The organism is Nonomuraea endophytica, from assembly GCF_014203235.1.
Taxonomy (GTDB): domain Bacteria; phylum Actinomycetota; class Actinomycetes; order Streptosporangiales; family Streptosporangiaceae; genus Nonomuraea; species Nonomuraea endophytica.
In genome coordinates this window covers 277390-302723 of sequence record NZ_JACHIN010000001.1, presented here as the reverse complement: position 1 = coordinate 302723, position 25334 = coordinate 277390, and the positions used below count along the sequence as shown (strand labels likewise).

At 69.7% G+C, this 25334-nt stretch carries 30 protein-coding genes; 16 read left to right on the top strand and 14 right to left on the bottom strand.

Features of this window, described 5'->3' with window-relative positions:
* Positions 1–36: 36 nt before the first annotated feature.
* Positions 37–876 (bottom strand): formate dehydrogenase accessory sulfurtransferase FdhD, encoded by an 840-nt coding sequence (gene fdhD / locus HNR40_RS01360; protein WP_184957808.1) that lies wholly within the window; start codon positions 874–876, stop codon positions 37–39.
* Positions 873–3095: an FdhF/YdeP family oxidoreductase gene (locus tag HNR40_RS01355; RefSeq protein ID WP_184957807.1), complete on the bottom strand. Its 2223-nt coding sequence runs from the start codon at positions 3093–3095 to the stop codon at positions 873–875. Before HNR40_RS01355 ends, fdhD begins: the two co-directional genes overlap by 4 nt.
* A 48-nt stretch (positions 3096–3143) precedes the next feature.
* On the opposite strand from HNR40_RS01355, the gene HNR40_RS01350 reads away from it, so the two are divergent.
* The 9 genes from HNR40_RS01350 (at position 3144) to HNR40_RS01310 (ending at position 10245) form a co-directional block, all read left to right on the top strand.
* Entirely contained in the window at positions 3144–3974 is an 831-nt protein-coding gene (locus HNR40_RS01350) for a biotin--[acetyl-CoA-carboxylase] ligase (RefSeq protein ID WP_221339880.1), read from the top strand.
* A 17-nt stretch (positions 3975–3991) separates the two neighbouring features.
* Positions 3992–4504 carry a PH domain-containing protein gene (locus HNR40_RS01345; protein ID WP_184957805.1) on the top strand — a complete coding sequence of 171 codons (513 nt, stop codon included), beginning with the start codon at positions 3992–3994 and terminating at the stop codon, positions 4502–4504.
* 9 nt (positions 4505–4513) lie between these two features.
* On the top strand, positions 4514–5488 hold the full coding sequence (locus HNR40_RS01340) for an adenylate/guanylate cyclase domain-containing protein (RefSeq protein WP_184957804.1): 975 nt from the start codon (positions 4514–4516) through the stop codon (positions 5486–5488).
* Positions 5489–5504: 16 nt separating this feature from the next.
* A complete protein-coding gene (locus HNR40_RS01335) occupies positions 5505–6590 on the top strand; it encodes an S-(hydroxymethyl)mycothiol dehydrogenase (protein ID WP_184957803.1) in 1086 nt (361 codons plus the stop codon).
* 31 nt (positions 6591–6621) lie between these two features.
* Positions 6622–7230 (top strand): MBL fold metallo-hydrolase, encoded by a 609-nt coding sequence (locus HNR40_RS01330; RefSeq protein WP_184957802.1) that lies wholly within the window; start codon positions 6622–6624, stop codon positions 7228–7230.
* 134 nt (positions 7231–7364) lie between these two features.
* Positions 7365–7541, top strand: coding sequence for a (2Fe-2S)-binding protein (locus HNR40_RS01325; RefSeq protein WP_184957801.1), 177 nt, complete (start codon positions 7365–7367; stop codon positions 7539–7541).
* 16 nt (positions 7542–7557) lie between these two features.
* Entirely contained in the window at positions 7558–8040 is a 483-nt protein-coding gene (gene bfr / locus HNR40_RS01320) for a bacterioferritin (protein WP_184957800.1), read from the top strand.
* A 255-nt stretch (positions 8041–8295) separates the two neighbouring features.
* The gene (locus tag HNR40_RS01315) at positions 8296–8964 is read left to right on the top strand and encodes a response regulator transcription factor (protein ID WP_012888073.1); all 669 of its coding nucleotides are present in this window, start codon (positions 8296–8298) and stop codon (positions 8962–8964) included.
* Positions 8965–8967: 3 nt separating this feature from the next.
* On the top strand, positions 8968–10245 hold the full coding sequence (locus tag HNR40_RS01310) for an ATP-binding protein (RefSeq protein ID WP_184957799.1): 1278 nt from the start codon (positions 8968–8970) through the stop codon (positions 10243–10245).
* Between the two features lie 27 nt (positions 10246–10272).
* Here HNR40_RS01310 and HNR40_RS01305 read toward each other — a convergent pair whose 3' ends face one another.
* On the bottom strand, positions 10273–10746 hold the full coding sequence (locus tag HNR40_RS01305; RefSeq protein ID WP_312896142.1) for a GtrA family protein: 474 nt from the start codon (positions 10744–10746) through the stop codon (positions 10273–10275).
* Between the two features lie 232 nt (positions 10747–10978).
* On the opposite strand from HNR40_RS01305, the gene HNR40_RS01300 reads away from it, so the two are divergent.
* The 3 genes from HNR40_RS01300 to purE are packed head-to-tail and all read left to right on the top strand — an operon-like array spanning position 10979 to position 13683.
* Positions 10979–12010, top strand: a complete 1032-nt coding sequence (locus tag HNR40_RS01300) for a hypothetical protein (protein ID WP_184957797.1) — start codon at positions 10979–10981, stop codon at positions 12008–12010.
* 27 nt (positions 12011–12037) lie between these two features.
* On the top strand, positions 12038–13192 hold the full coding sequence (locus HNR40_RS01295; protein ID WP_184957796.1) for a 5-(carboxyamino)imidazole ribonucleotide synthase: 1155 nt from the start codon (positions 12038–12040) through the stop codon (positions 13190–13192).
* Positions 13189–13683, top strand: coding sequence for a 5-(carboxyamino)imidazole ribonucleotide mutase (gene purE / locus HNR40_RS01290; RefSeq protein WP_184957795.1), 495 nt, complete (start codon positions 13189–13191; stop codon positions 13681–13683). The genes HNR40_RS01295 and purE overlap by 4 nt, the downstream gene beginning before the upstream one ends.
* Positions 13684–13728: 45 nt before the next feature.
* Here the strand turns inward: purE and HNR40_RS01285 are convergent, their stop codons facing one another.
* Together HNR40_RS01285 and HNR40_RS57775 are read right to left on the bottom strand one after the other, a co-directional pair.
* The gene (locus tag HNR40_RS01285) at positions 13729–14244 is read right to left on the bottom strand and encodes a SecDF P1 head subdomain-containing protein (RefSeq protein ID WP_184957794.1); all 516 of its coding nucleotides are present in this window, start codon (positions 14242–14244) and stop codon (positions 13729–13731) included.
* Between the two features lie 42 nt (positions 14245–14286).
* On the bottom strand, positions 14287–14568 hold the full coding sequence (locus tag HNR40_RS57775; RefSeq protein WP_376773453.1) for a TetR/AcrR family transcriptional regulator C-terminal domain-containing protein: 282 nt from the start codon (positions 14566–14568) through the stop codon (positions 14287–14289).
* 44 nt (positions 14569–14612) lie between these two features.
* Here HNR40_RS57775 and HNR40_RS01275 point away from each other — a divergent pair, with 44 nt between their 5' ends.
* Both HNR40_RS01275 and HNR40_RS01270 read left to right on the top strand, forming a co-directional pair.
* Positions 14613–15626 carry a serine hydrolase domain-containing protein gene (locus tag HNR40_RS01275; RefSeq protein WP_184957793.1) on the top strand — a complete coding sequence of 338 codons (1014 nt, stop codon included), beginning with the start codon at positions 14613–14615 and terminating at the stop codon, positions 15624–15626.
* Positions 15627–15672: 46 nt separating this feature from the next.
* Positions 15673–16128, top strand: coding sequence for a ribosomal protein L7/L12 (locus HNR40_RS01270; RefSeq protein ID WP_221339879.1), 456 nt, complete (start codon positions 15673–15675; stop codon positions 16126–16128).
* A gap of 139 nt (positions 16129–16267) precedes the next feature.
* Here the strand turns inward: HNR40_RS01270 and HNR40_RS01265 are convergent, their stop codons facing one another.
* Positions 16268–17581, bottom strand: coding sequence for a UDP-glucose dehydrogenase family protein (locus tag HNR40_RS01265; RefSeq protein ID WP_184957792.1), 1314 nt, complete (start codon positions 17579–17581; stop codon positions 16268–16270).
* A 124-nt stretch (positions 17582–17705) separates the two neighbouring features.
* Here HNR40_RS01265 and HNR40_RS01260 point away from each other — a divergent pair, with 124 nt between their 5' ends.
* A complete protein-coding gene (locus HNR40_RS01260; protein WP_184957791.1) occupies positions 17706–18869 on the top strand; it encodes an acyl-CoA dehydrogenase family protein in 1164 nt (387 codons plus the stop codon).
* Between the two features lie 277 nt (positions 18870–19146).
* Positions 19147–19386, top strand: a complete 240-nt coding sequence (locus HNR40_RS01255; protein WP_221339878.1) for a hypothetical protein — start codon at positions 19147–19149, stop codon at positions 19384–19386.
* A 31-nt stretch (positions 19387–19417) separates the two neighbouring features.
* Here the strand turns inward: HNR40_RS01255 and HNR40_RS01250 are convergent, their stop codons facing one another.
* From HNR40_RS01250 to HNR40_RS01215, 8 genes are all read right to left on the bottom strand, one after another.
* Positions 19418–19849: a nitroreductase/quinone reductase family protein gene (locus tag HNR40_RS01250; RefSeq protein ID WP_184957789.1), complete on the bottom strand. Its 432-nt coding sequence runs from the start codon at positions 19847–19849 to the stop codon at positions 19418–19420.
* A gap of 35 nt (positions 19850–19884) precedes the next feature.
* The gene (locus tag HNR40_RS01245) at positions 19885–20412 is read right to left on the bottom strand and encodes a hypothetical protein (protein ID WP_184957788.1); all 528 of its coding nucleotides are present in this window, start codon (positions 20410–20412) and stop codon (positions 19885–19887) included.
* On the bottom strand, positions 20409–20966 hold the full coding sequence (locus HNR40_RS01240) for a TetR/AcrR family transcriptional regulator (RefSeq protein WP_184957787.1): 558 nt from the start codon (positions 20964–20966) through the stop codon (positions 20409–20411). The genes HNR40_RS01245 and HNR40_RS01240 overlap by 4 nt, the downstream gene beginning before the upstream one ends.
* A 21-nt stretch (positions 20967–20987) precedes the next feature.
* Complete coding sequence (locus HNR40_RS01235; protein ID WP_184957786.1) at positions 20988–21707, bottom strand: DUF4097 family beta strand repeat-containing protein; 720 nt, start codon at positions 21705–21707, stop codon at positions 20988–20990.
* A 76-nt stretch (positions 21708–21783) separates the two neighbouring features.
* Entirely contained in the window at positions 21784–22623 is an 840-nt protein-coding gene (locus tag HNR40_RS01230; RefSeq protein ID WP_312896141.1) for an LLM class flavin-dependent oxidoreductase, read from the bottom strand.
* Entirely contained in the window at positions 22620–23450 is an 831-nt protein-coding gene (locus HNR40_RS01225) for a GNAT family N-acetyltransferase (RefSeq protein WP_184957785.1), read from the bottom strand. Before HNR40_RS01225 ends, HNR40_RS01230 begins: the two co-directional genes overlap by 4 nt.
* Positions 23451–23488: 38 nt before the next feature.
* Positions 23489–23836 (bottom strand): STAS domain-containing protein, encoded by a 348-nt coding sequence (locus HNR40_RS01220; protein ID WP_184957784.1) that lies wholly within the window; start codon positions 23834–23836, stop codon positions 23489–23491.
* 28 nt (positions 23837–23864) lie between these two features.
* Complete coding sequence (locus tag HNR40_RS01215; protein WP_184957783.1) at positions 23865–25319, bottom strand: LCP family protein; 1455 nt, start codon at positions 25317–25319, stop codon at positions 23865–23867.
* Positions 25320–25334 lie beyond the last annotated feature (15 nt).

Below are 25334 nucleotides of genomic sequence, written 5' to 3'. Positions count from 1 at the left end.
TGAAACTCTATCAGAACGGAATGCTTTGTTCCACATCTAGGCGACCTTGATGCGCTCCATCCCCGCGTAGACGTTGCAGCGCTCGCCGCGCAGGAAGCCCACGAGCGTCATGCCGAACTCCCTCGCCAGGTCCACAGCCAGCGACGACGGAGCCGAGACCGCGCACACCACCGGGATGCCGGCGGCCAGCGCCTTCTGCATGATCTCGTAGCTGGCGCGGCCGCTGACCATCAGGACGTTCGCCGCCAGCGGCAGCTCGCCGCGCAGCCCGGCCCAGCCGACCAGCTTGTCGACGGCGTTGTGCCGGCCCACGTCCTCGCGCGTGGCCACCAGCTCGCCGCCCGCCGAGAACAGGCCCGCCGCGTGCAGGCCGCCGGTCTTGCCGAACACGCCCTGCGACTCCCGCAGCCGGTACGGCAGGCCGTACAGCACCTCCTGGGTCAGCCCCAGCTCCGGCGGCGCGACCGGCGAGCAGCGGTGCCGCAGCGCGTCGAGGCTGGCCGAGCCGCAGATCCCGCACGCGCTGGAGGTGAGGAAGTGGCGTTCCAGCGCGGGCAGATCGGGGATCGGGGTGTTGAGCCGGACCGTGACGACGTTGTAGCGGGCCTCGGGCTGCACATCCTCGTCGGTGCAGTAGCCGATCGCCGCGATCTCGCCCGGCTCCGCGATCCCCTCGCCGTGCAGGAACCCGGCGGCCAGCTCGAAGTCGTGCCCCGGCGTGCGCATGGTGATCGCGGCCGTCCTGCGCTCCCTGCCGGACTGCAGGCGGATCTCCAGCGGCTCCTCGGTGGCCAGGTCGTCGCGGCGGTCGCGGGCCTCGGACCCGGTGATCTCCCGGATCCGTACGCGGGTGGTGGGCCCGGGGCGCTCGCTCACAGCTGCTTCACCGTGACCAGGGCGTTGTAGTCGGGGATCTTGGCGTCGGGGGAGCGGCGGGACTCGTCCAGCAGCACGTTGCCCTCCGGCCAGTGGATCTGCAGGTTGCCGGGCATCAGCGGGGCCCGGAGCACCTTGCCCCGGTAGGTGCGCTGCCGGTCGCCGAGCGAGCTGAGCGCGGTGAGCTCCACGGGCGCGCCGTCGGGCAGGCCGAGGCGGTCGGCGTCGTAGGCGCTCATGAGCACGGCCTCGCGCATCGCGCCGTTGAAGCCGTCGCGGCGCTCGTGGACCATGCTGTTGAACTGCTTGCCGCGCCGCGTGGCCACCATGAACGACCCGTCGGGACGCTCCGGCGATGGCGGTGTGACCGGGGAGAAGGCGGCCAGGCCGTCGGCGGTCTGGAAGCGGCCGTCGGCGAAGAGGTGGCGGCCGCCGTACTGGACGTTGTCGCCGAACACCCGCAGGCCCGCGATTCCCTTGTAGAAGGGGACGGCCCGCTCGATGTCCTCGCGGATATCGGGCGTCCCTGTATAAGTGATTTTTCCGGAAATTTCCGGGCGGACGCGGGCGGCCAGTTCGGTGAAGATCTTCCACTCCGGCCAGGCCTCGCCGATCCTCGGGCCCTCCACCTCGGGAGAGAAGATGATGCGACGCTCGGTGGAGGTCTCGGTCACGCCGCCGACCATCTCGTAGCGGGTCTGCGCGGGCAGCAGCAGCACGTCGCCCGCGCTCGGCACCAGCATCTGCGAGGACAGCACGATGTCCACGTGCACCCGCAGCTTCAGCCGCGACAGCGCCTCGCGACAGTAGGCCGGATCGGGCAGCACCTCGAGGAAGTTGCCGCCGGAGGAGATCAGCACGTCCAGCTCGCCGGCGTGCGCCGCGTCGATCATCTCGGTCGCGGTGAGCCCGGGGGAGTTGGGCACCTCGAAGCCCCACATGTCCGTAAATTTCGTGGCGTTGGGTGGGTTGATCGGCAGGCCACCCGGCAGGCCCGTCGCGTACGCGCCCATCTCCGCCCCGCCCTGCACCCCGCTGTGGCCCCGGATCGGCATCAGCCCGCAGTTGTCACGCCCCACGAACCCGCGCGCCAGCGCCAGGTTCACGATCGAGCGCACGTTGTCCTCGCCGAACGAGTGCTGCGTGATCCCCATCGACCACACCAGCACCGCCGAGCGGGCCCGGCCGAGCAGCTCCGCCATGCGCAGCATCTCGGCCCTGGTGGAGCCGGACAGCGCCTCCAGCGACTCCCACGACTGGGCCGCGACGGCCTGCCGTACCTCGTCGAAGCCCTTCGTGCGCGAGCGGACGAACTCCTCGTCCACCCAGCCCTTCTCGATCAGATGCTTCAGCACCCCGTTGAGGAAGCCGATGTCGCCGCCCACGTTGACGCCGAAGAACTCGTCGGTGATCTTCGTGCCGAACACCGCCGACTCCGCGTTGGACGGCACCCAGTACTTGTCCATGCCCGGCTCGCGGTAGGCGTTGACCATCGCGATCCGGGTCCCGGCCTTCTTGGCGTGGTAGAGGTACTTCATCGCCACCGGCTGGTTGTTGGACGGGTTCGACCCGATGAACACGATCAGGTCGGAGCCGATCCAGTCGGTGTAGGAGCAGGTCGTGGCCGCCGCCCCGATCGTCTGCTTCAGCGCCACCGTCGAGGGCGAGTGGCAGATGCGCGCGGCGTTGTCGACGTTGTTGCTGCCCATCGCGCGCACCGCCTTCTGCGCCGCGAAGTAGTTCTCGTTCGGCACACCACGGCTGGTCAGGTAAACACCGAACCTCGCCTCACGCAGGTGCCGCGCCGCCACCTCCAGCGCCTCCTCCCACGAGACGCGGGTGAAGCCCGCCTCTCCCGCCCTCCTGATCATCGGGTACGGCAGCCGCCCCAGCTCCCGCAACTCCGCGCTCTTCTTGCCACGAAGCCCGGAGACGTCCTTGAGCGCCTTGTACTTCAGCGCCGGCATCGTGTTGAGCGGCAGCAGGCGCAGCCGGATGTTGCACAGGTGGATCTCGTCCATCGTCCAGTCGCGCATGCCCTGGGTCCCGAGCGCGCAGCCGTCGCAGGTTCCCTGGTTGAGAATGCGCCAGGCGTAGCGCCTGTTGCCCTTGACCGATTTGAACGCCTTCCACAACTCCAGATAGTTGTTCGGCTTGCGCAGCCCGATGCCGAACGGCCGCCAAGACGCCCAGTTACGCGGGTCAAGAAGCTTGCTCATCTCCCCATTCTCCCCTCCGCTCGAAGCTGGGGACCAGGCCGTAGGAAGATGGTGGACGTGGCTGACTCGCGTTACTCCGACCTCGATCGCCCGCCTCTGTCCCAGGGCGCGCTCAACCGCGCTCTGGTACGGCCCGGCGGCCTGTGGACCGGCATCACCGTCGTCGACAGCACCGGCTCCACCAACGCCGACCTGGCCCAGGCCGCCCGCGGCGGCGCGGAGCAGGGCGCCGTGCTCATCGCCGAAACCCAGCTCGCCGGCCGCGGCCGCCTGGGCCGGGTGTGGAACGCGCCCGCGCGCTCCGGCCTGACGTTCTCCGTCCTGCTGCGGCCGACTGTCCCGCAGGTCCGGCACGGCTGGCTGCCGCTGCTGTTCGGCGTGGCCGCCGCCTCGGCGGTGCGCCGCCTGGCCGAGGTGGACGTGCGGCTCAAGTGGCCCAACGACCTGCTGATCGGCGAGCGCAAGCTGGCGGGGGTGCTGGCCGAGCGGATCGACGACGCGGTGGTGATCGGGATGGGGCTCAACGTCTCGCTCCAACCGGCCGAGCTGCCCGTCGAGACCGCCACCTCACTGGCCGTCGAGGAGGCCGCCTGCGTCGACCGCGACCCGCTGATCAGAGCGGTCCTGCGCGAGCTGGAGAGCCACTACCGCGACTGGACCGAGGCCGACGGCGACGCCGACGCCTGCGGGCTGCGCGCCGCCTACCAGGCCTCCTGCGCGACGATCGGCCGCCGCATCAGGGTCGAGCTGCCCGGCGAGCGGGTCCTGGAGGGCGTGGCCACCGGCGTCGACCCCAACGGCCACCTGCAGGTCGAGGCCGACGGCAAGGGTCACACGTTGAGCGCGGGTGATGTCGTTCACGTGCGACCGGCACCGTAGAGTGGCACGATTTCCGCATGACTCTCCCAGACCACCACTTGACGCAGGGCGAGCGCCGCATCCGGGCCTTCAACCCGCACTGGAAGCGGCTGATCGGGCCCTTCGCCGCGCTGGTGCTCATCGTCATCGCCTCCGGGGTCGCGATCTACTTCGTGCCCGGCGACTGGCAATACTCCACCTACGGCAGGATCGCGATCGGCATCGTCGCGATCCTGCTGCTGACGATCTGGTCGTTCGTCCCCTACCTGCAGTGGAAGAACACCGGCTACGTCCTGACCACCCACCGCTTCACGATCAGCACCGGCGTGCTGAACAAGTCGACGGACGAGATCCCGCTGACCAAGGTCAACTCGGTCAGCTCCGACCAGTCGTTCGCCGAGCGCATCCTGGGCTGCGGCACGCTGACCGTGGAATCGGCCAGCGACCAGGGGCAGCTCGCGCTGCGTGACATCCCGCAGATCCAGGACGTCCGAGCCGACCTGTTCCGCGCCGTCGAGGACGTCTCCGACGGCGAGGTCGACGGCAAGTAGCCGGCGGGCGTGGAGACACCGGGCCGGCCCACGGCCGAGGAGATCGAGCGGCTGCTGGTCGGCACGCCCGCCCGCTACACGCGCGCGGAGGTGGCCGCCAAGTCCGGGGTCTCCCAGGAGCTGGCCGAGCGGATCTGGCGCGCGCTCGGCTTCGCCACGCTGTCCGACGACGCGGTGGCCTTCAGCGACGCCGACGTGGCCGCGCTCGGGCGGGTGCGCACCATGCTCGACAGCGGCCTGCTCGACGAGCAGACCGTGCTGCGCATGACCCGCGCGCTGGGCCGTACCACCGCCAGGCTGGCGCAGTGGCAGGCCGAGATCATGGTCGGCGCGATGCTGCCCAAGGACACCGAGGCCAGCGACAGCGAGCTGGCGGCGGTGCTGGAGACCGCCCAGAACCTGCTGCCCGACTTCGAGCACGTGCTCGTGCACGTCTGGCGGGCACAACTGGCCGCCGCGGGCACCAGGATGCTCGCGCTGGCCGACACCAGCGACGAGACCGAGACGGCCAAGGTCAACATCGCGGTGGGCTTCGCCGACCTGGTCTCCTTCACCCGGCGCGCCCGCGACCTCGACGAACGGCAGCTTGCGGCGCTGGTGGAAGGCTTCGAGGCGCGGGCGGCGGACGTGGTGGCCGCCCACGGCGCCCGGCTGGTCAAGACGCTCGGCGACGAGGTGCTGTTCAGCGCGCCGTCCGCGGAGGTGGCCGCGCGGATCGCGCTCGACCTGGTCGAGGCGGACGAACTACGCATCGGCCTGGCCTACGGGCCGGTGCTGCAGATGATGGGCGACGTCTTCGGCACCACCGTGAACCTCGCCGCCCGGCTCACCGCCATCGCCCGTCCCGGCACGATCGTCGTGGACGCGGGACTGGCCGCAGAGCTCGCCGGGCAGCCGGGTCTCGACGTGCTCAGGATCCGGCGTCGCCCTGCTCGGGGGCTCGGCGTGGTGCAGCCCTATGTCTTGCGAAGATCTTCCTCTTGAAAGGAAGATGACTGGCATGCCGTACGAAGTCAGTGGCGTCATCGCCAGAGGCAAGGGCCAGGAAGTATCCGTCGAGACCGTGCTGGTGCCGGACCCGGGTCCCGGCGAGGCGGTGGTGAACGTGCAGGCGTGCGGCGTCTGCCACACCGACCTTCACTACCGGGAGGGCGGCATCAACGACGACTTCCCGTTCCTGCTCGGGCACGAGGCCGCCGGCACCGTCGAGGCGGTCGGCGAGGGCGTCACCGGGCTGGAGCCGGGCGACTTCGTGATCCTCAACTGGCGCGCGGTCTGCGGCCAGTGCCGCGCCTGCCTGCGCGGCCGTCCCTGGTACTGCTTCGCCACCCACAACGCCAAGCAGAAGATGACGCTGGCCGACGGCACCGAGCTCTCGCCCGCCCTGGGCATCGGCGCGTTCCTGCAGAAGACGCTGGTCGCCGCCGGTCAGTGCACCAAGGTCTCGGCCGAGGCGCCGGCGCAGGTGGCCGGGCTGCTGGGCTGCGGCGTCATGGCCGGCATCGGCGCCGCGATCAACACCGGCGGCGTCGGCAGGGGCGACAGCGTGGCCGTGATCGGCTGCGGCGGCGTCGGCGACGCGGCCGTCCTGGGCTCCTCGCTGGCCGGCGCGGGGACGATCATCGCCGTTGACGTGGACGACCGCAAGCTGGAGCTGGCCAAGGGCTTCGGCGCCACCCACACCGTCAACTCCCGCTCGCAGGACCCCGTCGAGGCGATCCGCGAGCTGACCGGCGGCAACGGCGCCGACGTCGTGATCGAGGCCGTCGGCCGGCCCGAGACCTACAAGCAGGCCTTCTACGCCCGCGACCTGGCCGGCACCGTCGTGCTGGTCGGCGTGCCGACGCCGGAGATGACGCTGGAGCTGCCGCTGCTCGACGTCTTCGGCCGCGGCGGCGCGCTCAAGTCCTCCTGGTACGGCGACTGCCTGCCCTCCAGGGACTTCCCCATGCTCGTCGACCTGTTCCTGCAGAACCGGTTGCCGCTGGACAAGTTCGTCTCGGAGGAGATCGCGCTGGACCAGGTGGAGGAGGCGTTCGCCAAGATGCACCGGGGCGAGGTGCTGCGGTCGGTGGTGGTGCTGTGACCGTTCCGCCCGCCTGCCTAGGAGACAACGCATGATCGACAAAGTGATCACTTCGGGGACGTTCTCGCTGGACGGCGGGACCTGGGAGGTCGACAACAACGTCTGGCTGGTCGGCGACGCCCGCGAGGTGATCGTCATCGACGCGGCGCACTCCGCGGCGGCGATCGCCGAGCGTGTGGGCGGGCGCCGGATCAAGGCGGTCGTCTGCACGCATGCCCACAACGACCACATCAACGCCGCCGCCGAGCTGGACGCGCCGATCCTGCTGCACCCGGCCGACCAGGTGCTGTGGGAGCAGGTCTACGGCGACTCCGTGACGTACGAGCCGCTGAGTGACGGCGACAAGCTGGAGGTCGGCGGGATCGAGCTGCGGGTGATCCACACCCCGGGCCACTCGCCGGGTGCTGTCTGCCTCTACGCGCCGGAGCTCACCGCGCTGTTCAGCGGCGACACGCTCTTCAACGGAGGTCCGGGCGCGACCGGCAGGTCGTACTCCTCCTTCCCGACGATCGTCGAGTCGATCAAGGAGCGGTTGCTGACGCTGCCCGCCGAGACCCGCGTCCACACCGGTCACGGCGACTCGACCTCGATCGGCGCGGAGGCCCCGCACCTGGAGGAATGGATCAAGCGGGGTCACTGAAACATATCCCCTAGGGGGAATGTCCTCTCTGGTAGGTAGTGTCCGTGTGGCACACCTAACATAGGCAAGCCTTACCGAAGTGAGGTACCTTAGGCGTGCCTAACCTTATATATCGTGCGAGAGGCTTCCCCCGGATGTACGTATGCGTTTGTCGTGCTGTGACCGAGAACGAGGTCCACGACTGCATCGCGTCCGGCGCCAAGAGTGTGCGGCAGATCCGCGACACCACAGGCGCCGGCGGCGACTGTGCATCTTGCGTGCGCAAGATCTGTGCGATCCTGAAGCGGTCTGAAGAACTGACGACCGCTTAGCACGAGGGGCCCGTCCATGCAGGGCGACAAGCAGATCATCGAGTTGCTCAACGAGCAGCTCACCGCCGAGCTCACCGCGATCAACCAGTACTTCCTGCACGCGAAAATGCAGGAGAACTGGGGTTACACCAAGCTCGCCGAGCACACGCGCGCCGAGTCGATCGACGAGATGCGGCACGCCGAGCGCCTCACCGACCGCATCCTCTTCCTTGAGGGCCTGCCCAACTACCAGCGGCTGGGCACGCTGCACATCGGACAGACGGTCGAAGAGCAGCTCAAGGCGGACCTGGACGTCGAGTTGTCGGTGGTGGAGCGGCTCCGGCCGGCGATCCTGCTCATGCGGGAGAAGGGTGACGCGACCTCCGCGCGCATCTTCGAGGACATCCTCGCCGACGAGGAGCACCACATCGACTACCTGGAGACGGAGCTGGCTCTGATCCAGTCGCTGGGCGAGCAGCTTTACCTCGCCCGCTACGCGGAGCCGCCGTCCGCGAGCTAGAGGATTCACCAAGCGCCCGCCGGGGTTCCGGCGGGCGTTTCTCTTCCCTTTACGGCGAAGCCGGATCCCCGTGCGACACGCCGAGGGCCCACAAGCCCATCAGATGGGGAGGGGCATGGGGGTGTTTGGCCGGGTGGGTAAATCGCCAATAACCAACGTATATCATCGTTTGCCCAGGTCAATGGATAGGTCAACGACAAGTCAAACCGCGCGCTGTGCCCGGGAAACGATCGCCTAAGGTCCTACGATCGCTTCATGACCTGCGTACTTCTCGCCGAGGATGACACCTCGATCTCCGAGCCGCTCGCGCGCGCCCTGCGTCGCGAGGGCTATCAGGTTGAGGTGAGCCCCGACGGCCCGCAGGCCCTGGAGAGGGCCCTGTCGGGCGGCATCGATCTCATAGTTCTCGATCTCGGACTACCGGAAATGGACGGCTTGGAGGTCGCTCGCCGGATCCGGGCCGAAGGCCACGGCACGCCGGTGCTGATCCTGACCGCACGCGTCGACGAGGTCGACACCGTCGTCGGGCTCGACGCCGGCGCCGACGACTACGTCACCAAGCCGTTCCGCCTGGCGGAGCTGCTGGCCAGGGTGCGGGCGCTGCTGCGCCGCGGCACCTCGGAGACCCCGGTCGTGCAGGGCGTCCGCATCGACGCCGACTCCCGCCGAGCCTGGATGGGCGACAAGGAGCTGCACCTGACCACCAAGGAGTTCGACCTGCTGCGCGTGCTGGTGCGTGACGCGGGGAAGGTCGTCACCCGGGAGCAAATCATGAGGGAGGTCTGGGACACCAACTGGTGGGGTTCCACCAAGACCCTCGACATGCACATCTCCTGGCTGCGCCGCAAGCTGGGCGACGACGCCGCCAAGCCCCGCTACATCACCACCGTCCGGGGAGTCGGCTTCCGCTTCGAACGCGAGTAGGCGATGCGCCGCCGCCTGCTCTCCTCCACCCTGCTCGTCGCCGTCATCGCGGTTCTGCTGCTCGGGGTCCCCTTGGGCCTCGTGGTCAGCCGCCTGATCGTCGACGAGGCTTCCCAGGAGCTCAGGGCGGAGGCGACGCGGCTGGTGGGTGAGGTCGAATACGCTCGCATCCAGGACACGCCTCTCGACCCCCAGCAGCTGGAGCAGAAGTATCCAGAGCGATATATCCAGATCTACGAGCGGGGCAACCCCCCCAAGGCGACCATCGTCGGCGCGCCGCCGCCGTCCGGTCACCAGATGACGGAGGACGCCCAGTCGGAAAGCGGCATCTACGTCCGGGTGAGCCGCGACAAGGACCAGGTGGAGCAGGACGTGCGCGCACGCCTGCTCCTCATCGTGGCTCTGGCCGTCGCGGCTCTGGCCGTCGCCGTGGGGCTGGCCATCGTCCAGTCCCGCAGGTTGACGCTCCCCCTCCAGGACCTTGCCAAGATCGCCGAACGGCTGGGCTCAGGTGACGCCCGGCCCAGCAAACACCGCTACGGCATACCAGAACTCGACCGGGTGGCGGAGGTCCTCGACCGCAGCGCCACCCGGATCTCCGACCTGCTCACCCGCGAGCGGGAGTTCGCCACCGACGCCTCCCACCAGTTGCGCACGCCCCTGACCGGGCTGACCATGCGCCTGGAGGAGATCGTGGCCGCGGCCGACCACCCCGAGGTCGTGCGCGAGGAGGGCGACGCAGCCATCGTGCAGGCCGAGCGGCTCACCGCGGTGATCGACGAACTGCTCGCCGCCGCCCGCAGGCAGCGGCACTCCCAGGCCGAGCCCATCACCGTGGACGACGTGCTCGTCCAGCAGGTCACCGAGTGGGGGCCGGTCTTCCGCGGCAGCGGGCGCGACCTGCTGCTGGAAGGCGAGCGTGGCCTGGAGGCGCTGGGCACCACCGGCGGCCTCGGCCAGGTCGTCGCCTCGCTCCTGGAGAACTCCCTGCGCCACGGCGGCGGCACGGTCAAGGTCTCGACCAGCCGCAGCGACAACTACGTGGTCATCGAGGTGGCCGACGAGGGCCCCGGCATCGCCGACGACCTGGCAGGACGGGTGTTCGAGCGCAACGTCAGCGGGGGTGGCGGCACCGGTCTCGGGCTGACGCTCGCCCGCGCGCTGGCCGCCGCCGACGGCGGAAGGCTGGAGCTCGTACGGCGCCGCCCCGCGGTGTTCTCGTTGTTCCTGCGCCCGGCGGAGGAGAAGCGCCCGAGCCGGGTGGTGACCGGACCCGCCTGAGGCCTCAGCGGCCAGCGTGCGGTTCGGTCACCGCTGCCGGGTCTCGACCTCGGGCAGCTCGGCGGGGACCGGCTCCGTGGCCTCCAGGAACACCCAGCGCTTGTAGGACCAGAAGCGGAACAGGGTGCCGAGGCCGACGCCGATGACGTTGGCGATGTTGTAGCTCAGCAGGTCGTGCAGGCCGAGCGTGTAGGTGGTGAAGCCGGTCACCAGCAGCCTGATCAGCAGGGCGATGCCGTTGAACAGGAAGAACAGGAAGTATTCTCGGCCGAGGCCGCTCTGCTCGCGGTGCCGGAAGGTCCACCAGCGGTTGCCCACGTAGGCGAAGGTGGTGGAGATGATCGTCGCGAACACCAGCGAGGTCAGCGGGCCGAAGCCCTGCCGGAACAGGTTGAGGGCGACGAAGTCGACGACGAAGGCGAGCGCGCCGATCGTGCCGAACTTGGCCAGCTCGTGAACCAGGGTGGCGAACCGCTGGTAGAGGCGCTTCACAAACTCCACGTCTCGTCCTCGGTCCTTTCCGATCCACTGCGCATATCCGGCAACGTCGCTCCCAGGGTACCGGTCCAGGTCGGGGGGCGGACCCCTAGCCTCAACACGAATCATCAACCACGCACCAAACTAGGGGTCTACAAATATCGTCCTATGACGGGTATTTGCATTTCTGGGGCACTAGTGTGCGGTTCAGCTCGGGGACATGACCCCGGACGGCCATGACCTCAGGGACTCCTCCTTGCCGCGTCAACTGATCGCCCTGCTCGCCGGCCTGTCCATGGCGACGGCCGGTTGCGGCGGCACGGCCCCTCCACCGGCCGCCGGACTGACCTCGCGAACACCGTCCACCGCCCAGCGGATCGACGAGGCCACCGCCGCGCGGACCTTCGCCTCGCTCGCCGGCCTCGACCGGGCCTGGCGCGAGCGCGACTGCGCCGCGGTGGTCATCGCGACGGCCTGGGTGGAGAAGACGCTGGGCGGCCGTGCCTGTGCGGCGACCCGGAACGGCCGCCCAGCTCCTTCCCGGACCACCTACTCCGAGCCGGCCTTCCTGCTGCCGGAGGAGGGCGGCTGGTTCGCCGCTCTGGCCGGCGAGCCGGAGCCCGCCTACTTCGTCTTCGTCCAGGCCCGCGACGGATGGCGCCTCGGCTTCGGCCCCGTCCCGCTCACCGGCTCGGGCAGCGCCACGTCGCCCGTCGCCACTCCGGGCAGCGCCACGTCGACCGTCGCCACTCCGGGCGGATCCACTTCGTCGGGCGCTACCTCGTTCGGCGCCAATTCGCCCGGCGCTACCTCGTCCGGCTCTACTTCGGGCGGCTCTACTTCGGGCGGCGGGCCCGATCCGGCCACTGTGCGGCGGGCCAGGCTGGTGCCGCAGCGTCACCTGACGTACCTCACCGACCCGGCCGGGCTGTCGGGGGTGCGCTTCCCCGACGCGGACCCGGTGCGGAAGCTGCGCGACGAACTCGCCGCCGAGCCCGCCCGGGTGCGTCCCGACCGGCTGACCGTCGACGTGGAGCTCCTCGACGTGCCGCGCACGATCGGGGCGGGCGCGTCGATGCTGGTCTTCCACACGCTGCGGCTGACCTTCCGGCAGCGCGGCGCCGCCCATCCCCGGTACGGCAAGGCCGACCTGCGCGCCTTCACCGGCAAGAGCGAGCTGGACAGGCTGACCGGGATCGAGCTCGTCAGCCTGGTCACCGAGCTGACCCCGGACAACAAGGTGCGGACCGTGGCGCTGCGCAGGGACCTGGCCGACGTACGGCCGTGACAGTGGGCGACGGTATGCTCTGGGCACGTGAGCAGCCCCTCTTACCGCCCCATCGGTCCGGTCGTCGGTGTCGTGGGCGCCGGTCAGCTGGCCAGGATGACGCAGCAGCCCGCGATCGCGCTCGGTGTCGAACTCCGCGTGCTGGCCAACGCGCTCGACGAGAGCGCGGCCCGGGTGATCGTCGACACCCGCGTCGGTGACTACCGCGACCTGAGCGAGCTGCGCGAGTTCGCCAAGGGCTGTGACGCGATCACCTTCGACCACGAGCACGTGCCCACCGAGCACATCAGGGAACTGGCCGCCGACGGGCACGCCGTACACCCTGGAGCCGACGCGCTCGTCCACGCGCAGGACAAAGCGGTCATGCGCGAGCGGCTCACCGCGATCGGCGCGCCGTGCCCCGCGTGGTCGCGGGTGGCCGAGCCCGGTGACGTGGAGCGGTTCGCCGCCGAGCACGGCTGGCCGGTCGTGCTGAAGGCGGTCAGGGGCGGCTATGACGGGCGCGGCGTGTGGGTGTGCCGGGACGCCGCCCAGGTCAGGGAGGCGTTCCAGAGCGGGATTCCGCTGATGGCCGAGGCTTTCGTGCCGTTCGAGCGGGAGCTGGCCGTGCTGGTGGCCCGCTCGCCCCACGGCCAGGGCGTCAGCTATCCCGTGGTGGAGACCGTCCAGGAGGACGGCATCTGCGTCGAGGTCATCGCCCCCGCCCCGATGCTCGACTCCGAGGACGCCGCCCAGGCCCAGCGCATCGCCCTGAAGATCGCCCACGAGCTGGGCGTGACCGGCCTGCTGGCCGTCGAGATGTTCGAGACCGAGCACGGCCTGGTCGTCAACGAGCTGGCCATGCGCCCCCACAACAGCGGCCACTGGACCATCGAGGGCGCGCTGACCTCCCAGTTCGAGCAGCACCTGCGCGCCGTGCTCGACCTGCCGCTGGGCTCGCCGACCATGACAGCCCCCTACGTGGTCATGGCCAACCTGCTCGGCGGGGACGACCCCGACCTCTTCAAACGCTACGAACACGTGATGGCCCACGACCCCGCCGTCAAGGTCCACTTCTACGGCAAGGACGTGCGTCCCGGCCGCAAGATCGGTCACGTGACCGCCCTCGGCAAGGACCTCGACGAGGTACGGGCCCGCGCCCGCCACGCCGCCGTCTACCTCACGACAGGGGAATACACATGATCGGCATCGTGATGGGCAGCGACTCGGACTGGCCCGTGATGAAGGCGGCCGCCGAGGCGGTCGCGGAGTTCGGCGTCCCCTTCGAGGCCGACGTGGTCTCCGCGCACCGCATGCCTACCGAGATGATCGAGTACGGCCGGCAGGCCGACACCCGCGGCGTCCGCGTCATCATCGCCGGCGCAGGCGGCGCGGCCCACCTGCCCGGGATGCTCGCCTCGGTGACCCCGCTGCCGGTGATCGGGGTGCCGGTGCCGCTGAAGTACCTGGACGGGATGGACTCCCTGATGTCCATCGTCCAGATGCCGGCCGGGGTGCCGGTCGCCACGGTCGCGATCGGCGGCGCCCGAAACGCCGGGCTGCTGGCCGTCCGCATCCTGGCCGCCTCCGACGCGGCGCTCAGGCAGCGCATGGTCGTCTTCCAGGAGGACCTGAAGCGGCAGGCGTACGCGAAGGGCGAGAAGCTGCGAGCCGAGGCCGCCGAACTGTCCTAAGCGGCTCAGCCGCCGTCCAGCCGTGTGCGGCCAGTTCCTCGGGGGTTAGCCGCCGCCCAGCCGTGCGGCCAGTTCCTCGGCGCTTTTCCTGTCGAAACCGCCGGTGATCTCCAGTGTTCGTCCGGGAATCGGCTCCAGGACGGACGGCGCGCTGATCACCTTGCCGTCGATGACGATGGCGAGTTGGTTGCGTGGTTGGGGCAGCTGGTGGACCTTCTCGGTCAGTGCCGTGAACTCGCGCCCGTCAGCCTCGTTCAGCGTCACCTGGATGACCCACTGCCCCGACGACGCGCCGAAGTTCGCCGTCGCCTTCTCGGCGGTGACCATCGTGGCCTGGTCGAGCTGGTAGCAGGCGGCGTTGTCCTGGCTGGTGATCCAGCCGGCCGCGCAGGGCGCGGGCCGCAGGTCGAGGACCGGTTGCAACGCGAACGACTCGTTGAGGGACTTCCAGGGGAGCCTGGAGGTCGCGGCGCCGATCACCAGCGTGTAGACGACGACGGTGACGACCCCGATGTTGACGAGCACTCCAGCGACGATCGCGAGAATCGGACCGGGTTTCACGGCATCGCCCTCCGCGTAGGAATCGGCTCACCTGCCATGAGATCACAAAGTGTCGCGGGCAGGCCATCGCCGCCCGAGCTCGGCCTCGATCCCGTCGAGGATCCGCGTGAGCCCGCGCTCGAACCGTTCGTCGCCGGCCATCTGCGTGTCGAGCCGGCGGACGAAGGTTTCGGCGTCACCACCGTCCAGGAGTTGCTGGATGTGCGGGAACTCCCCGGTCTCCAGGCGTGAGGTGACGAAGGCGGCGACGCCGTTGATCCACTCCTCGCCGGGTTGCTCGGCCGGGTTGGCCTGCGTGGTGTAGCCGGCGACGTAATAGCTGATGAGCGCGAGCAGCTCCAGCTTCTCGGCGGCGTCGAAGGGCGTACGTGGAGCATCTGCGGAACGTGAGCGTGCTGTTCGAGCCGGGCACCTGCATTCACTATTCGAACCCGGGATTCGTGCTCGCCGGTCGCATCATCGAGGAGCAGACCGGCCTGCCGTACGAGGTGGCGATCCGGCGTCACCTGTTCGAGCCGTGCGGGATGCGGGACGCCACCGCCGTACAGACCCAGGCGTTCCTGCGCCACACCGCGGTCGGCGCGTTCTTCGACATGGAGACGATGGCGCTGCGCGCGACGTCGCTGTTCAGCGTCCCCGAATCGATCGGGGCCGCGGGCGGGACGCCGATCGTCACCATCGCCGACATGCTCGCCTTCGGCCGCATGCACCTGAACGCCGGAATCGCGGAGAACGGCACCCGCGTGATCGAGGCCGATTCGGTGAAGGCCATGCTGACCCCGACCTTCGACCTGGGCATTCCGCAGGCGCCGCCCATCGGGCTGGGCTGGTGGCTGGAGCCCATCGTCGGCACCACCGCCGCCTTCCACGGCGGCACCTCACCGGGCGGCAACTCGGCCTTCACGATCCTGCCGGAGTACGACACGGTCATCACCAGCTTCGGCACCGGCCCGGCCAACGTCCTGCTCCAGGACCAGCTGCACATCGCCGTGATCGAAGAGGTGACCGGACGCGCGGTGACCCCGCCCTTCGGCGGCCCGCCCGAGCCTCCCGGCCCCGACCTGGCCGGCGAGTACGGCTCGTTCCAGAGCCGCGTCACCGTCGAGGTCGACGATGACGCGCTCCGGGTCACCAACCACTTCGAGCCCTACGACGACGACCACCGAGCCACCTACGAGGCCTGTGGGGTCCCGGCCGGCGCCGCACCGCCGGTCACCTACCGCGGCCTCGCCCCCGGCCTCTACGCGCCGGAAGGCCTGGACGCGTCCGTCTTCTCCGGCGTCATCGGCAGAGGAGCCCTGCTGGCCGCCCTCCCCGCCACAGGCGACCGCCCGGCGGGACTGCACTCCGGCCTGCGTTTCACACCCAAGCGCGCGGGCTGATTTCCGAAGGGTGTCATCGAGTCCGGCCGTGAATATCATGCGGGGCATGGAAATCGGGCTGATGGCGATAGTGCTGATCCTCGGCGTGGTGGGGGCCGCGGTGGCCGTGAGCCTGGTGATGTCGGGCCGGCGCCGGGGCGAACGGAAGCCGCCGCCTTCCCTCCACTCGCCCGCGGACACCGAGCGGGAAGTCCTCCATCTGTTGCAGCAGGGAAAGACCATCCACGCCATCAAGATCGTCCGCGAGCGCAGCCGGCTCGGCCTGAAAGAGGCCAAGGACCTGGTGGAGGACGTGGCCGCGGGCCGCGGCAGGCTCACCGACCACCCGGCCTTCGCCGGCATACGCCCGTCGCTGGCCCGCCGCGGCACGGGCGACCTGGCGGGCCGGGTCCGCCACCTGATAGCCGAGGGCCACCGCCAACAGGCGATCTACCTGGTACGCGGCGAAACCGGTATGGCCGAGGACGAAGCCGAACGCTTCATAACCAGCCTGACGACCTAGGGGTTTTCCGGTCCAGGGGGCCAAGGGCGGCCGTTGCGGTGGGGACCACGTCCGACGTGAGAAGCGATCCCCCCGACCTGCGTCAGCCCGCGTCGGCGGGTGGCGTGGGTCGGGGGCTCGCCGTAAAGGATAGGAAGGGTTAGGGGCGGCCGAGCGCCCGGTAGTGCCAGGCGGCGGCGCGCCAGGCGGTGGGGTCGAGGGCGTTGCGGCCGTCGACGATCTTGCGCTCGGCGACCACCAGCCCCAGGGCTTCGGGGTCGAGGTCCACGAACTCCTGCCATTCCGTGAGCAACAGGACGACATGCGCCCCACGGACCGCATCCACCGCCGAACTGCCGTAATTGAGCTCGGGGTGGGCCTTGCGGGCGTTGTCCAGCGCGATCGGGTCATAGACGGTGACCGCGCCGCCCTGCTCGCCGATCGTGACCGCGACGTCGAGCGCGGGGGAGTCGCGGATGTCGTCGGAGTTGGGCTTGAACGCGGCCCCCAGCACGCCCACCGTGCAGCCGCGGAACGAGCCGCCGGCCAGTTCGCGCGCCAGGTCCACCATGCGGGCCCGGCGCCGCATGTTGATCGCGTCGACCTCTCGCAGGAACGTCAGCGCCTGGTCGGCGCCCAACTCGCCCGCGCGCGCCATGAACGCCCGGATGTCCTTGGGCAGGCAGCCGCCGCCGAACCCGAGCCCGGCGTTCAGGAACTTGCCGCCGATCCGGTCGTCGAACGAGAGCGCGGTCGCCAGTTGCTGCACGTCGGCGTGCGCGGCCTCGCACACTTCAGCCATCGCGTTGATGAAGGAGATCTTGGTGGCGAGGAAGGAGTTCGCGGCGGCCTTGACCAGCTCGGCCGTGGCGAAGTCGGTGACGACCACGGGCACATCACCCAGCGGTTCGTAGATCTCGCGCAGGATCTTCTCGGCCCGCTCGGAGCGCACGCCCATGACGAGGCGATCGGGCTTGAGCGTGTCCTGTACGGCGTGGCCCTCCCGCAAAAACTCGGGGTTCCAGGCCAGCTCCGCCTGGGCGCCGGCCGGTGCGAGCCGGGCCAGCTTGTCGGCCAGCCGGGCGGCGGTGCCGACGGGCACGGTCGACTTGCCGACGATCAGGCACTCACGCGTGAGGTACGGCGCCAGCGACTCGACGGCCGCGTCGAGGTAGGAGGTGTCGGCCGCGTACTCGCCCTGTTTCTGCGGCGTGCCGAGGGCGAGGAAGTGCACGTCGCCGAACTCCCCGGCCTCCTCGTAGGAGGTCGTGAAGCGCAGCCGGCCGGATTCGAGCCCGCGGCGCAGGACGGGTTCCAGCCCGGGTTCGTGGATGGGAAGCTCACCGTTCTGGAGGCGGCGGATCTTGTCCGCGTCGATGTCTAGGCCCAGGACGTCGAATCCGAGGTCGGCCATGCACGCGGCATGCGTGACTCCCAGGTATCCGGTCCCGATCACCGTGAGGCGATATGGCACGAGTGAGCTCCTTTCGATCGCCAGGCATGCTACCGGCCCTCACTACCTCGTCTGTGCCACCTGCATAAACCAGCAAACCGTACCCGCTGGTAACAAGTTGCTCGGACGTCCTAGTATTTGTGCTATGAGCTTCCCTCTCTACGCGCCGGCCGAAGAGCACGACATGCTTCGCGAGACCGTCCGCGCCCTGGCCGATGAGAAGATCGCCCCGCGTGCGGCGGAGGCCGACGAGAACGAGGAATTTCCCTGGGACGTCTACAAGGCGCTCGTAGCGGCCGACCTGCACGCCGTACACGTCCCCGAGGAGTACGGCGGAGCCGGCGCCGACGCCCTGGCCACGGTCATCGTCATCGAAGAGGTGGCCAGGGCCTGCGCGTCCTCGTCCCTGATCCCCGCGGTCAACAAGCTGGGCACCGTACCCCTGCTGCTGTCCGCGTCCGAGGACCTGAAGTCGCGCTACCTGGCCCCGGTGGCCACGGGCGAGGCGATGTTCTCCTACGCCCTGTCCGAGGCCGAGGCCGGTTCGGACGCCGCCGCCATGAAGACCAAGGCCGTCCAGGACGGCGACCACTACGTCCTCAACGGCGCCAAGATGTGGATCACCAACGCCGGCATCTCCGAGTACTACACGGTGATGGCCGTGACGTCACCCGGCGAAGGCGCCCGGGGCATCTCCGCCTTCGTAGTGGAAAAGTCCGACGAAGGCGTCTCCTTCGGTCCCAAGGAGAAGAAGCTCGGCATCAAGGCCTCACCCACCCGCCAGGTGATCCTGGACAACGTCCGCATCCCCGCGTCCCGCATGATCGGCGACCCCGGCACCGGCTTCAAGACCGCCCTGGCCACCCTGGACCACACCCGCATCACCATCGCCGCCCAGGCCCTGGGCATCGCCCAAGGCGCCCTCGACTTCGCCGTGGGCTACGTCAAGGACCGCAAGCAGTTCGGCAAGCCGATCGGCGACTTCCAGGGCGTCCAGTTCATGCTCGCCGACATGGCGATGAAGCTGGAGGCGGCCAGGCAACTCACCTACCACGCGGCCGCCAAGTCCGAACTCGCCATGCACGGCACCCCCCAGAAGGACCTGACCTTCCTGTCCAGCGCCGCCAAGTGCGCCGCCTCGGACGCCGCCATGGAGATCACCACCGACGCCGTCCAGCTCCTGGGCGGCTACGGCTACACCCGCGAGTTCCCGGTGGAGCGCATGATGCGCGACGCCAAGATCACCCAGATCTACGAGGGCACCAACCAGATCCAGCGCATGGTCATGGCCCGCCAACTCCTCAAGTAGGCCGTGCGGAATCCCGGCTTCCTTGTGCTGCGGAGGCCGGGTTTCCTCGCTTCGGGAGTGCTGTTGCCTTGGGGGTGCATCGTCGAGGGGTTGTCGGCGTATGGTTCCCAGCATGTCTGGATCATTCCGCTTCATTCCCCCGCCTTGGCCGGAATCGCGCGCGTGGGCGAACGACCTGGAAGATCAGCTGGTGAAGCATGCTGGCGAACTCGGATTCCGCCCCTCTCATGCCACCAAGGGGGACCTCGAGCTGGTTCACCAAGGTCGCCGGCAGATCGTGTACCTCAACCGCAAGCGGCTCGTGAGCCAGGTCATCGCGGTGATCGTGGCGCCGTGGTCGCCGGTGGACGAGTTGTGTGGGGTCCCCGGCGTGACCTTCAAGGGTGGATACCACCACAGCTCGAACATGCGGACCTTCCCCAAGCGGCTGAACGGCGGGCGGGACGAGATCCACTACGGCTACTCCGTGGAGTGCGCCGACCAGACCAGCTTCGCCCGCCTGCTCGACACGATCTGATGCGTCGGCGTCCTCGTGGCCGGGGTGGACGTTATTGGATGCGGTTCAGGGTCACGATGGGGATTTCCTGGAGGGCTGTGGCGGCGTAGGGGCGGTAGGCGGGGGCCAGGGTGAGCATCATGGTCCACAGGCGGGCGCGTTCGGCGCCGGTGGTGGTTCTGGCGTGGGCCTTGAAGCGGTCGGCGAGGATTTGGACGTCCACCTCCGGGTTCGCCACCGTGTTGAGGTACCAGTCCGGGAGGGGCGCGCCGTACGCGCTGCCTGATGCGACCAGGACGTAGGTGTCGGCGTCCTGGCCGAAGAACAGGCCGGTACGGCGTCGCAGCCCGCTCTTTCTGCCTACCGTCGTCAGGATGAGGTTGGTCATGCCGCCTTCCATGTACCCGTCCCGGCCGTCCGTCGCCAGGTAGCGGCGGACGTGCTCGGCGACGGATCGGTCCCTGCTGTCGGTCGTCTCGGTCATGCGGCCATGGTGTGCCCCGGGACTTCGGGTTTTCTTCAGAGGGGTTGGAGGTGGGCGAGCAGGAGCTTGACGAACAGCACGGGCGCGAGCCAGCCGATCGCCGCCGGGATCGCCAGCGGCAGCGCCAGCCCGATCGCGAGCGCGGTGCAGCCGAAGGCGACCGGCCGCCGGACGTCGGCGGGGACGCTGACGGTGATGACGGCGCCCGCGAGGGCCAGCAAGTAGACGACGGCGGCCGCGGTCCATGTGAAGCCAGGTACGACCAGGGCGAGCAGGAACGGCTGCACGTGGATGGCGACGAATCCGACGTGGTGGCGCCAGGTGCGGCCGGGCCGGTGGAAGTGCCGCTTGGCGGCGGTGGTGGCGTTGACGGCGGCCCCGCCGTACAGGTCGAAGGCCACGATCGCGATCAGCACGAGCGGCAGCGTGGACAGGCCCGCGGCATAGGCCAGGGCGGTGGCCAGGACCGTGCCGGCCACCGCGGTGGAGTAGACGACGGTGCGGTCGTGCGGGGTGGCGCCGGGGGCGATGAGGCGCTCGTCGAGTGTGCGGAGGGTGCTCATGCGCGCTCCCTCAGGCCCTCGACCACGACCTCCAGGACGGGGCCGGCCAGGTCGGCGATCGGCACCTCGGGGTCGACCAGCCACTGCAGCACCACGCCCTCGATGGCGCCGACGATGACGGTGGCGTGCGGCAGGCCGAGGCCGGGGCGGATCTGGGCGATGAGTTCGGCGACGGCCTCGCGGTAGGCCTTGTACGCGGGCCGCATGTGATCGGTCGCCCACAGGTCGAGCAGGGTTCTGGCCAGGTCGGGCGCTCCGGCGATCACGTCGATGGTGCCGCGTACCAGCAGGGCCAGGCGTTCCAGGGGCGGGTCGGTGCTGTTCAGGGCTTGGGCGACGATGGCGTCGGCGTCGGCTGTGTACTGGGAGAAGGCGGCTTCCAGCAGGGCGTCTCTGCTGTCGAAATACAGGTAGACGCTGCCTTTGGCGATGCCGGCCTCTTCGGCGACGTCGTCGATGCGCGAGGCGGCGAAGCCCTTGCGCGCGAAGACGCGGACGGCGGCCGCGAGGATCTCCTGCTTGCGGGCCGCCTTGTCCACTCGTTTCGGTGACATGCGCCTATTATGACTGACCGGTCAGTCATCGTAAAGGACTTTGATGTTGCCGCTTCCGCTTCTGGCCGTGATCGTGTCCGGGCTGTCGCCGTTCTTGACCTTGGAGCTGACCGAGCCGTCCTGGCTCTTGGCCACGACCTTGTACACCCCGTCGGGCACCGTGGTCACCACCCCGCCGTCCCGGGAGAGGACGTCGACGTTCGCCGGCCGTACCGCGAACTGCAGGTGGATCGAGCCGGAGTCGGTGCGCACGCGCACCCGGCCCGAGCGCAGGCGCTCACCGGTGACCATGCCCTCGGTCCGCAGGCGCAGGGCGCCGGCCATGTCCACCACGCGGATCGTGTCCATCGCCGCGATGTCCACGTCCTGCGACAGGCCGCTGGCGATCACCCCGTCGCTGCCCTCGACCACGAGCTTGATGCCGGGCGGCACCGCGATCCGGTAGCGTCCGCCGCAGTCGCCGATGACCATGTTGCAGTTGGCGCTGAGCCGCAGCATGTCCCCGGTCAGCGACCAGGAGGAGTTGTCCGCGTCGGCCGCCTTGCCCTTGAGCCACCGGTCGACCTTGACCACCCCCGGCGAGCCCGGCTCGACCCGGAGCCCGCCGAGCGACGACTTGATCGTGAGGGTGCCACCGGAGTGGGTGAACGTCTGCGCCGAATGCTGCTCGGGCGCGTCGAGTTCCACGCCGCAGCCCGCGAGGAGCGCGATGCCCGCGGCCATCACCGCGATTCGTCTCATGGATGAGATCGTCGCGTGGCCACCGCCTCCCGCCATCGGCCGCGCGGCCGACCCGGCATCGGCCGAACGGCCAGATTCACAGGGCTTTGAGAACCTCGTGCACGTGCCGCAGCGGGGCCGAGCCGACCGGGCGCAGCACGACGGTGTCCACCCCGGCCGACCACAGCGCGCGGACGTGGGCCACGGCCTGTTCGACGCCGCCGACCGCCATGGCCACCTCGTCCGGCGCCACCTTCAGGAACTCGCTGTACTCGGCCACGATCGGCCGCGCCACCTGCTCGGCGTCGTCGCCGACGTACAGGTGAGTGAAGGCGACGAGCTCGTGCGGCCCGTCAGCGGCGATCTGAGCGCGCACCCACGGCACCCGCGCGGCCCCGAAGCCCTCGGGGATGATCGTCCCGTCGGCCACGCGTCCCGACAGCGTGAGCGACCTGGGGTTCAGCACCCCGGCCAGCACGGGCGGCGGCTCCGCGGGCGGGTGGACGAGCGAGACGCCGTCGAGGTGGACGGCCCTGCCGTCCACGACCACACGCTCGCCGCGCAGCAGCGCCCGCACGCTCGTGATCGTCTCCTCCAGCAGAGCCAGCGGAGACGGTACGGCCGCGCCGACCTGCCGCATCCACGCCTGGACACCGTGCCCGACCCCCGCGGCCAGGCGCCCGGGGTAGAGCCTGGCCAGGTTGCCGAACTCCATGGCCAGCAGGGCCGGATTCCGCAGTGGCGCGGGCGCGATGCCGAGGCCGACGCGCAACCGCGAGGTGGCGGCCAGGGCGGTGGCGGCCGAGGAGACGCCGCCGGTCCAGCCGAGGTCCTCCACGACCCACAGGTCGTCCACGACGGTGGCGTCGAGCTCGTGGGCGAAGGGGACGAGCCGCTCGGGCGGCAGGTCGCGGTCGAACATCACGCCAAGTCTCACGGGGCCCTCCAGTAATAGCGGAACAGCCTGCCGACCTCGGAGTACCCGGCCCGCAGGAACGCGTTGGACGTGGGGGTGTTGGCCACGTCGGTGGCGGCCACGATGCGTTCGACTCCGGCCTCGGCGAGCGTGCGGGTGCCGTGGGCGAGCAGGTCGGAGACGTAGCCCTTGCCGCGATGTTCGGGCACGACGCCGATGTAGGCGATGGAGTGGTCGTCGGGGGCGACCAGGCCGATGGGCTGCTCGGCCGCGTAGCCGATGACGAACCAGTCGGGCTTGCCCTTGCGGTTGACCAGGTCGTCGTACATGGACCTGGCCTCCTGCTCGGGGCCCACGGCGGCCAGTTCGACCTGGGTGTCGTGGTCGAGGGAGCCGGCGGAGACGCGTACCAGCAGGTCGAGCAGCTCGCGCTCGGTGTGCCTGCGGGCGGGGCGGTAGGTGAGCCGGCCGGAGTCGGCGGGGATGTCGCTGCCGGAGCGCCATTCCAGCCGCACCCGCTCGACCTCCAGCGTGAAGCCGGCGCCCATCAGCGCGTCGTGCTCGACCGGCCGGTCCACGGTGGGGGTCATCCCGGGGGACAGGGCGATGTCATGGAAGATCTTGGTGATGCCGGTCTCGGCCAGGCCGCGCCGCAGCAGCGCCGCGCCGGTGGCCGGGTCGGGGCCGGGGGAGAAGTGCCACGTGATCACCGGTTGTGCGCCCCGGTAGGGGGCCCAGAAGCACACGCGGGCGTCGCCGTCGGTGAAGCACCACTCGGGCCTGACCTTGCCCTCGTCATGGGCGGCGATGAGCTGGGAGCGCGCGGGCTCGGGGAACTGATCGAACAATGCGAAAGCCTCCACGGACAAAGAACGTCAGTGGGAGCTTAGGCCGCCGTGGTCATCGTGGTGCGCGCGGCGGTGACGGTGGGACTGGTCACGAAGTGCTGGTCGAGGTTGGTGATGGTGAGCAGATGTGTGATCATGCCGGATTCCACGACCAGGACGAGCCGTCCGGACATCTCGCGCACGTGGTTGAGCGCGCCCACGAGCACGCCGAGCCCGACGGAGTCGCAGAACGGGACCTCGGTCAGATCGATCACGAGATGGGGTGGATCGGCGCCGGTCCACACCGCGTCGAGGGCCTCGCTGAGACGGGGCGCCCCGGAGACGTCTAGATCTCCGCGGGCGTGGACGACCGTACAGCCTTCCTCGTACCAGGACCTGACCTCCATGCCCGTCACCTGCCCGGATTGCTGGCTCTTATGCTTGTTTCCGGCAGATGTTCTGGGATGCGGTCTTCGTCGTAGGGGTCGCGCTGGAGCTCGGCTTGGGGCTCGGATCGCCGGACGGCTTCAGCTTCTTGATCTTCGGCTGGTCCGCGCCGATGACCACTTCGATGCCCGGGATGTCGGCCTCGCGCAGCTCAGCGCCGGGGATGGCCGCGGCCACCGTACGCGCGGAGTCGAGCCGGTCGGGGCCGTACCGGATGATCGTCTTCTTGTAGTCCTTCTTCGTCGTGTTGCCCGGCTCACCCGGCACCAGGAAGCCCGACTCCTTCAGCGCGGTCTTGGTACGCGCGCCCAGACCGGTGATCAGCGTGCCGTTGAGCACCTTGACCGAGATGCGCTCCGGCGGGATGGCCGTCGTCGCGGACGGCGACGCGCTGGGCGTCGGCTTGGGCGTGGGCTTGGCGAGGTCCTCGTCGGCGGCGATGCGGCGGAACAGCTCCTTGGCCGCGTCCTTCTCCCACAGCACGGCCGACTCGCCGGTCGGCGTCTTGAAGTCGATGTTGGCCAGGGGCACGGAGGCGAAGCGCACGTCGTCCAGCGACACGTCGCGCATCTGCGTGGCCAGCCCCAGCAGCCCGTCGTCCGGGTCGATCTTGATGGTCCTGAGCGTCGAGTTGACGAACGCGGCCAGCCGCGCCGGGTTGCCCAGCGTGCCGGCGCTGAGCGCCTTGTTGAGCAGCGCCGAGATGACCTGCTGCTGGCGGTCGATGCGGTCGAGGTCGGAGCGGATGGTCGCGCGGGTGCGCGCGTAGCCGAGCGCTTGGGTCCCGGCCAGCTCGTGGGTGCCGGCGACGAGGTTGAGCCCGGTCTTGGGGTCGTTGATCGGCACCGGTGTGCACACGGTCACGCCGCCGAGCGAGTCGACCACGTCGATGAAGCCGAGGACGTTGACCTCGATGTAGCGGTGGATCTTCAGCCCGGTCGCCTGCTGCACCGCCTTGACCGCCAGCGGCGCGCCGCCGAACTGATAGGCAGAGTTGATCTTGTGCTGGCCCTTGCCGGGGATCTCGGTCCAGGTGTCGCGGGGGAGGCTGACCACGGTCACCTTGCGGTGGTCGGCCGACAGATGGATCACCATCATCGTGTCGGTACGCTCGCCGCTTTCCCGGCCGAGCTTCAGCTGGTTCTGCTGCCGGCGGGTGAGGTTGTCGCGTTTGTCCACGCCGACCAGCAGGATGTTCATGGCGCTCGTGGGGGCTGACTCGGTGATGCCGGCGTCGACCCCGGCGATCTGACGCGGCGTCGCCCACACCACACCGGTGCCGACCAGCACCGCGGCCGACAGCGCACCCGCGATCAGCAGGTTGCGCCGCCGGGCCTTGGCGCTCTTGGGCGGCTTGCGCTTGCGGCCGCTCGCGAGCCTGACGCCTCCGTAGGCGTCGCCGCCCACGTGCACTCCCGCGTCCTCCTCGCCCGGCTCGCCCATGCACTGCCCCCTTTA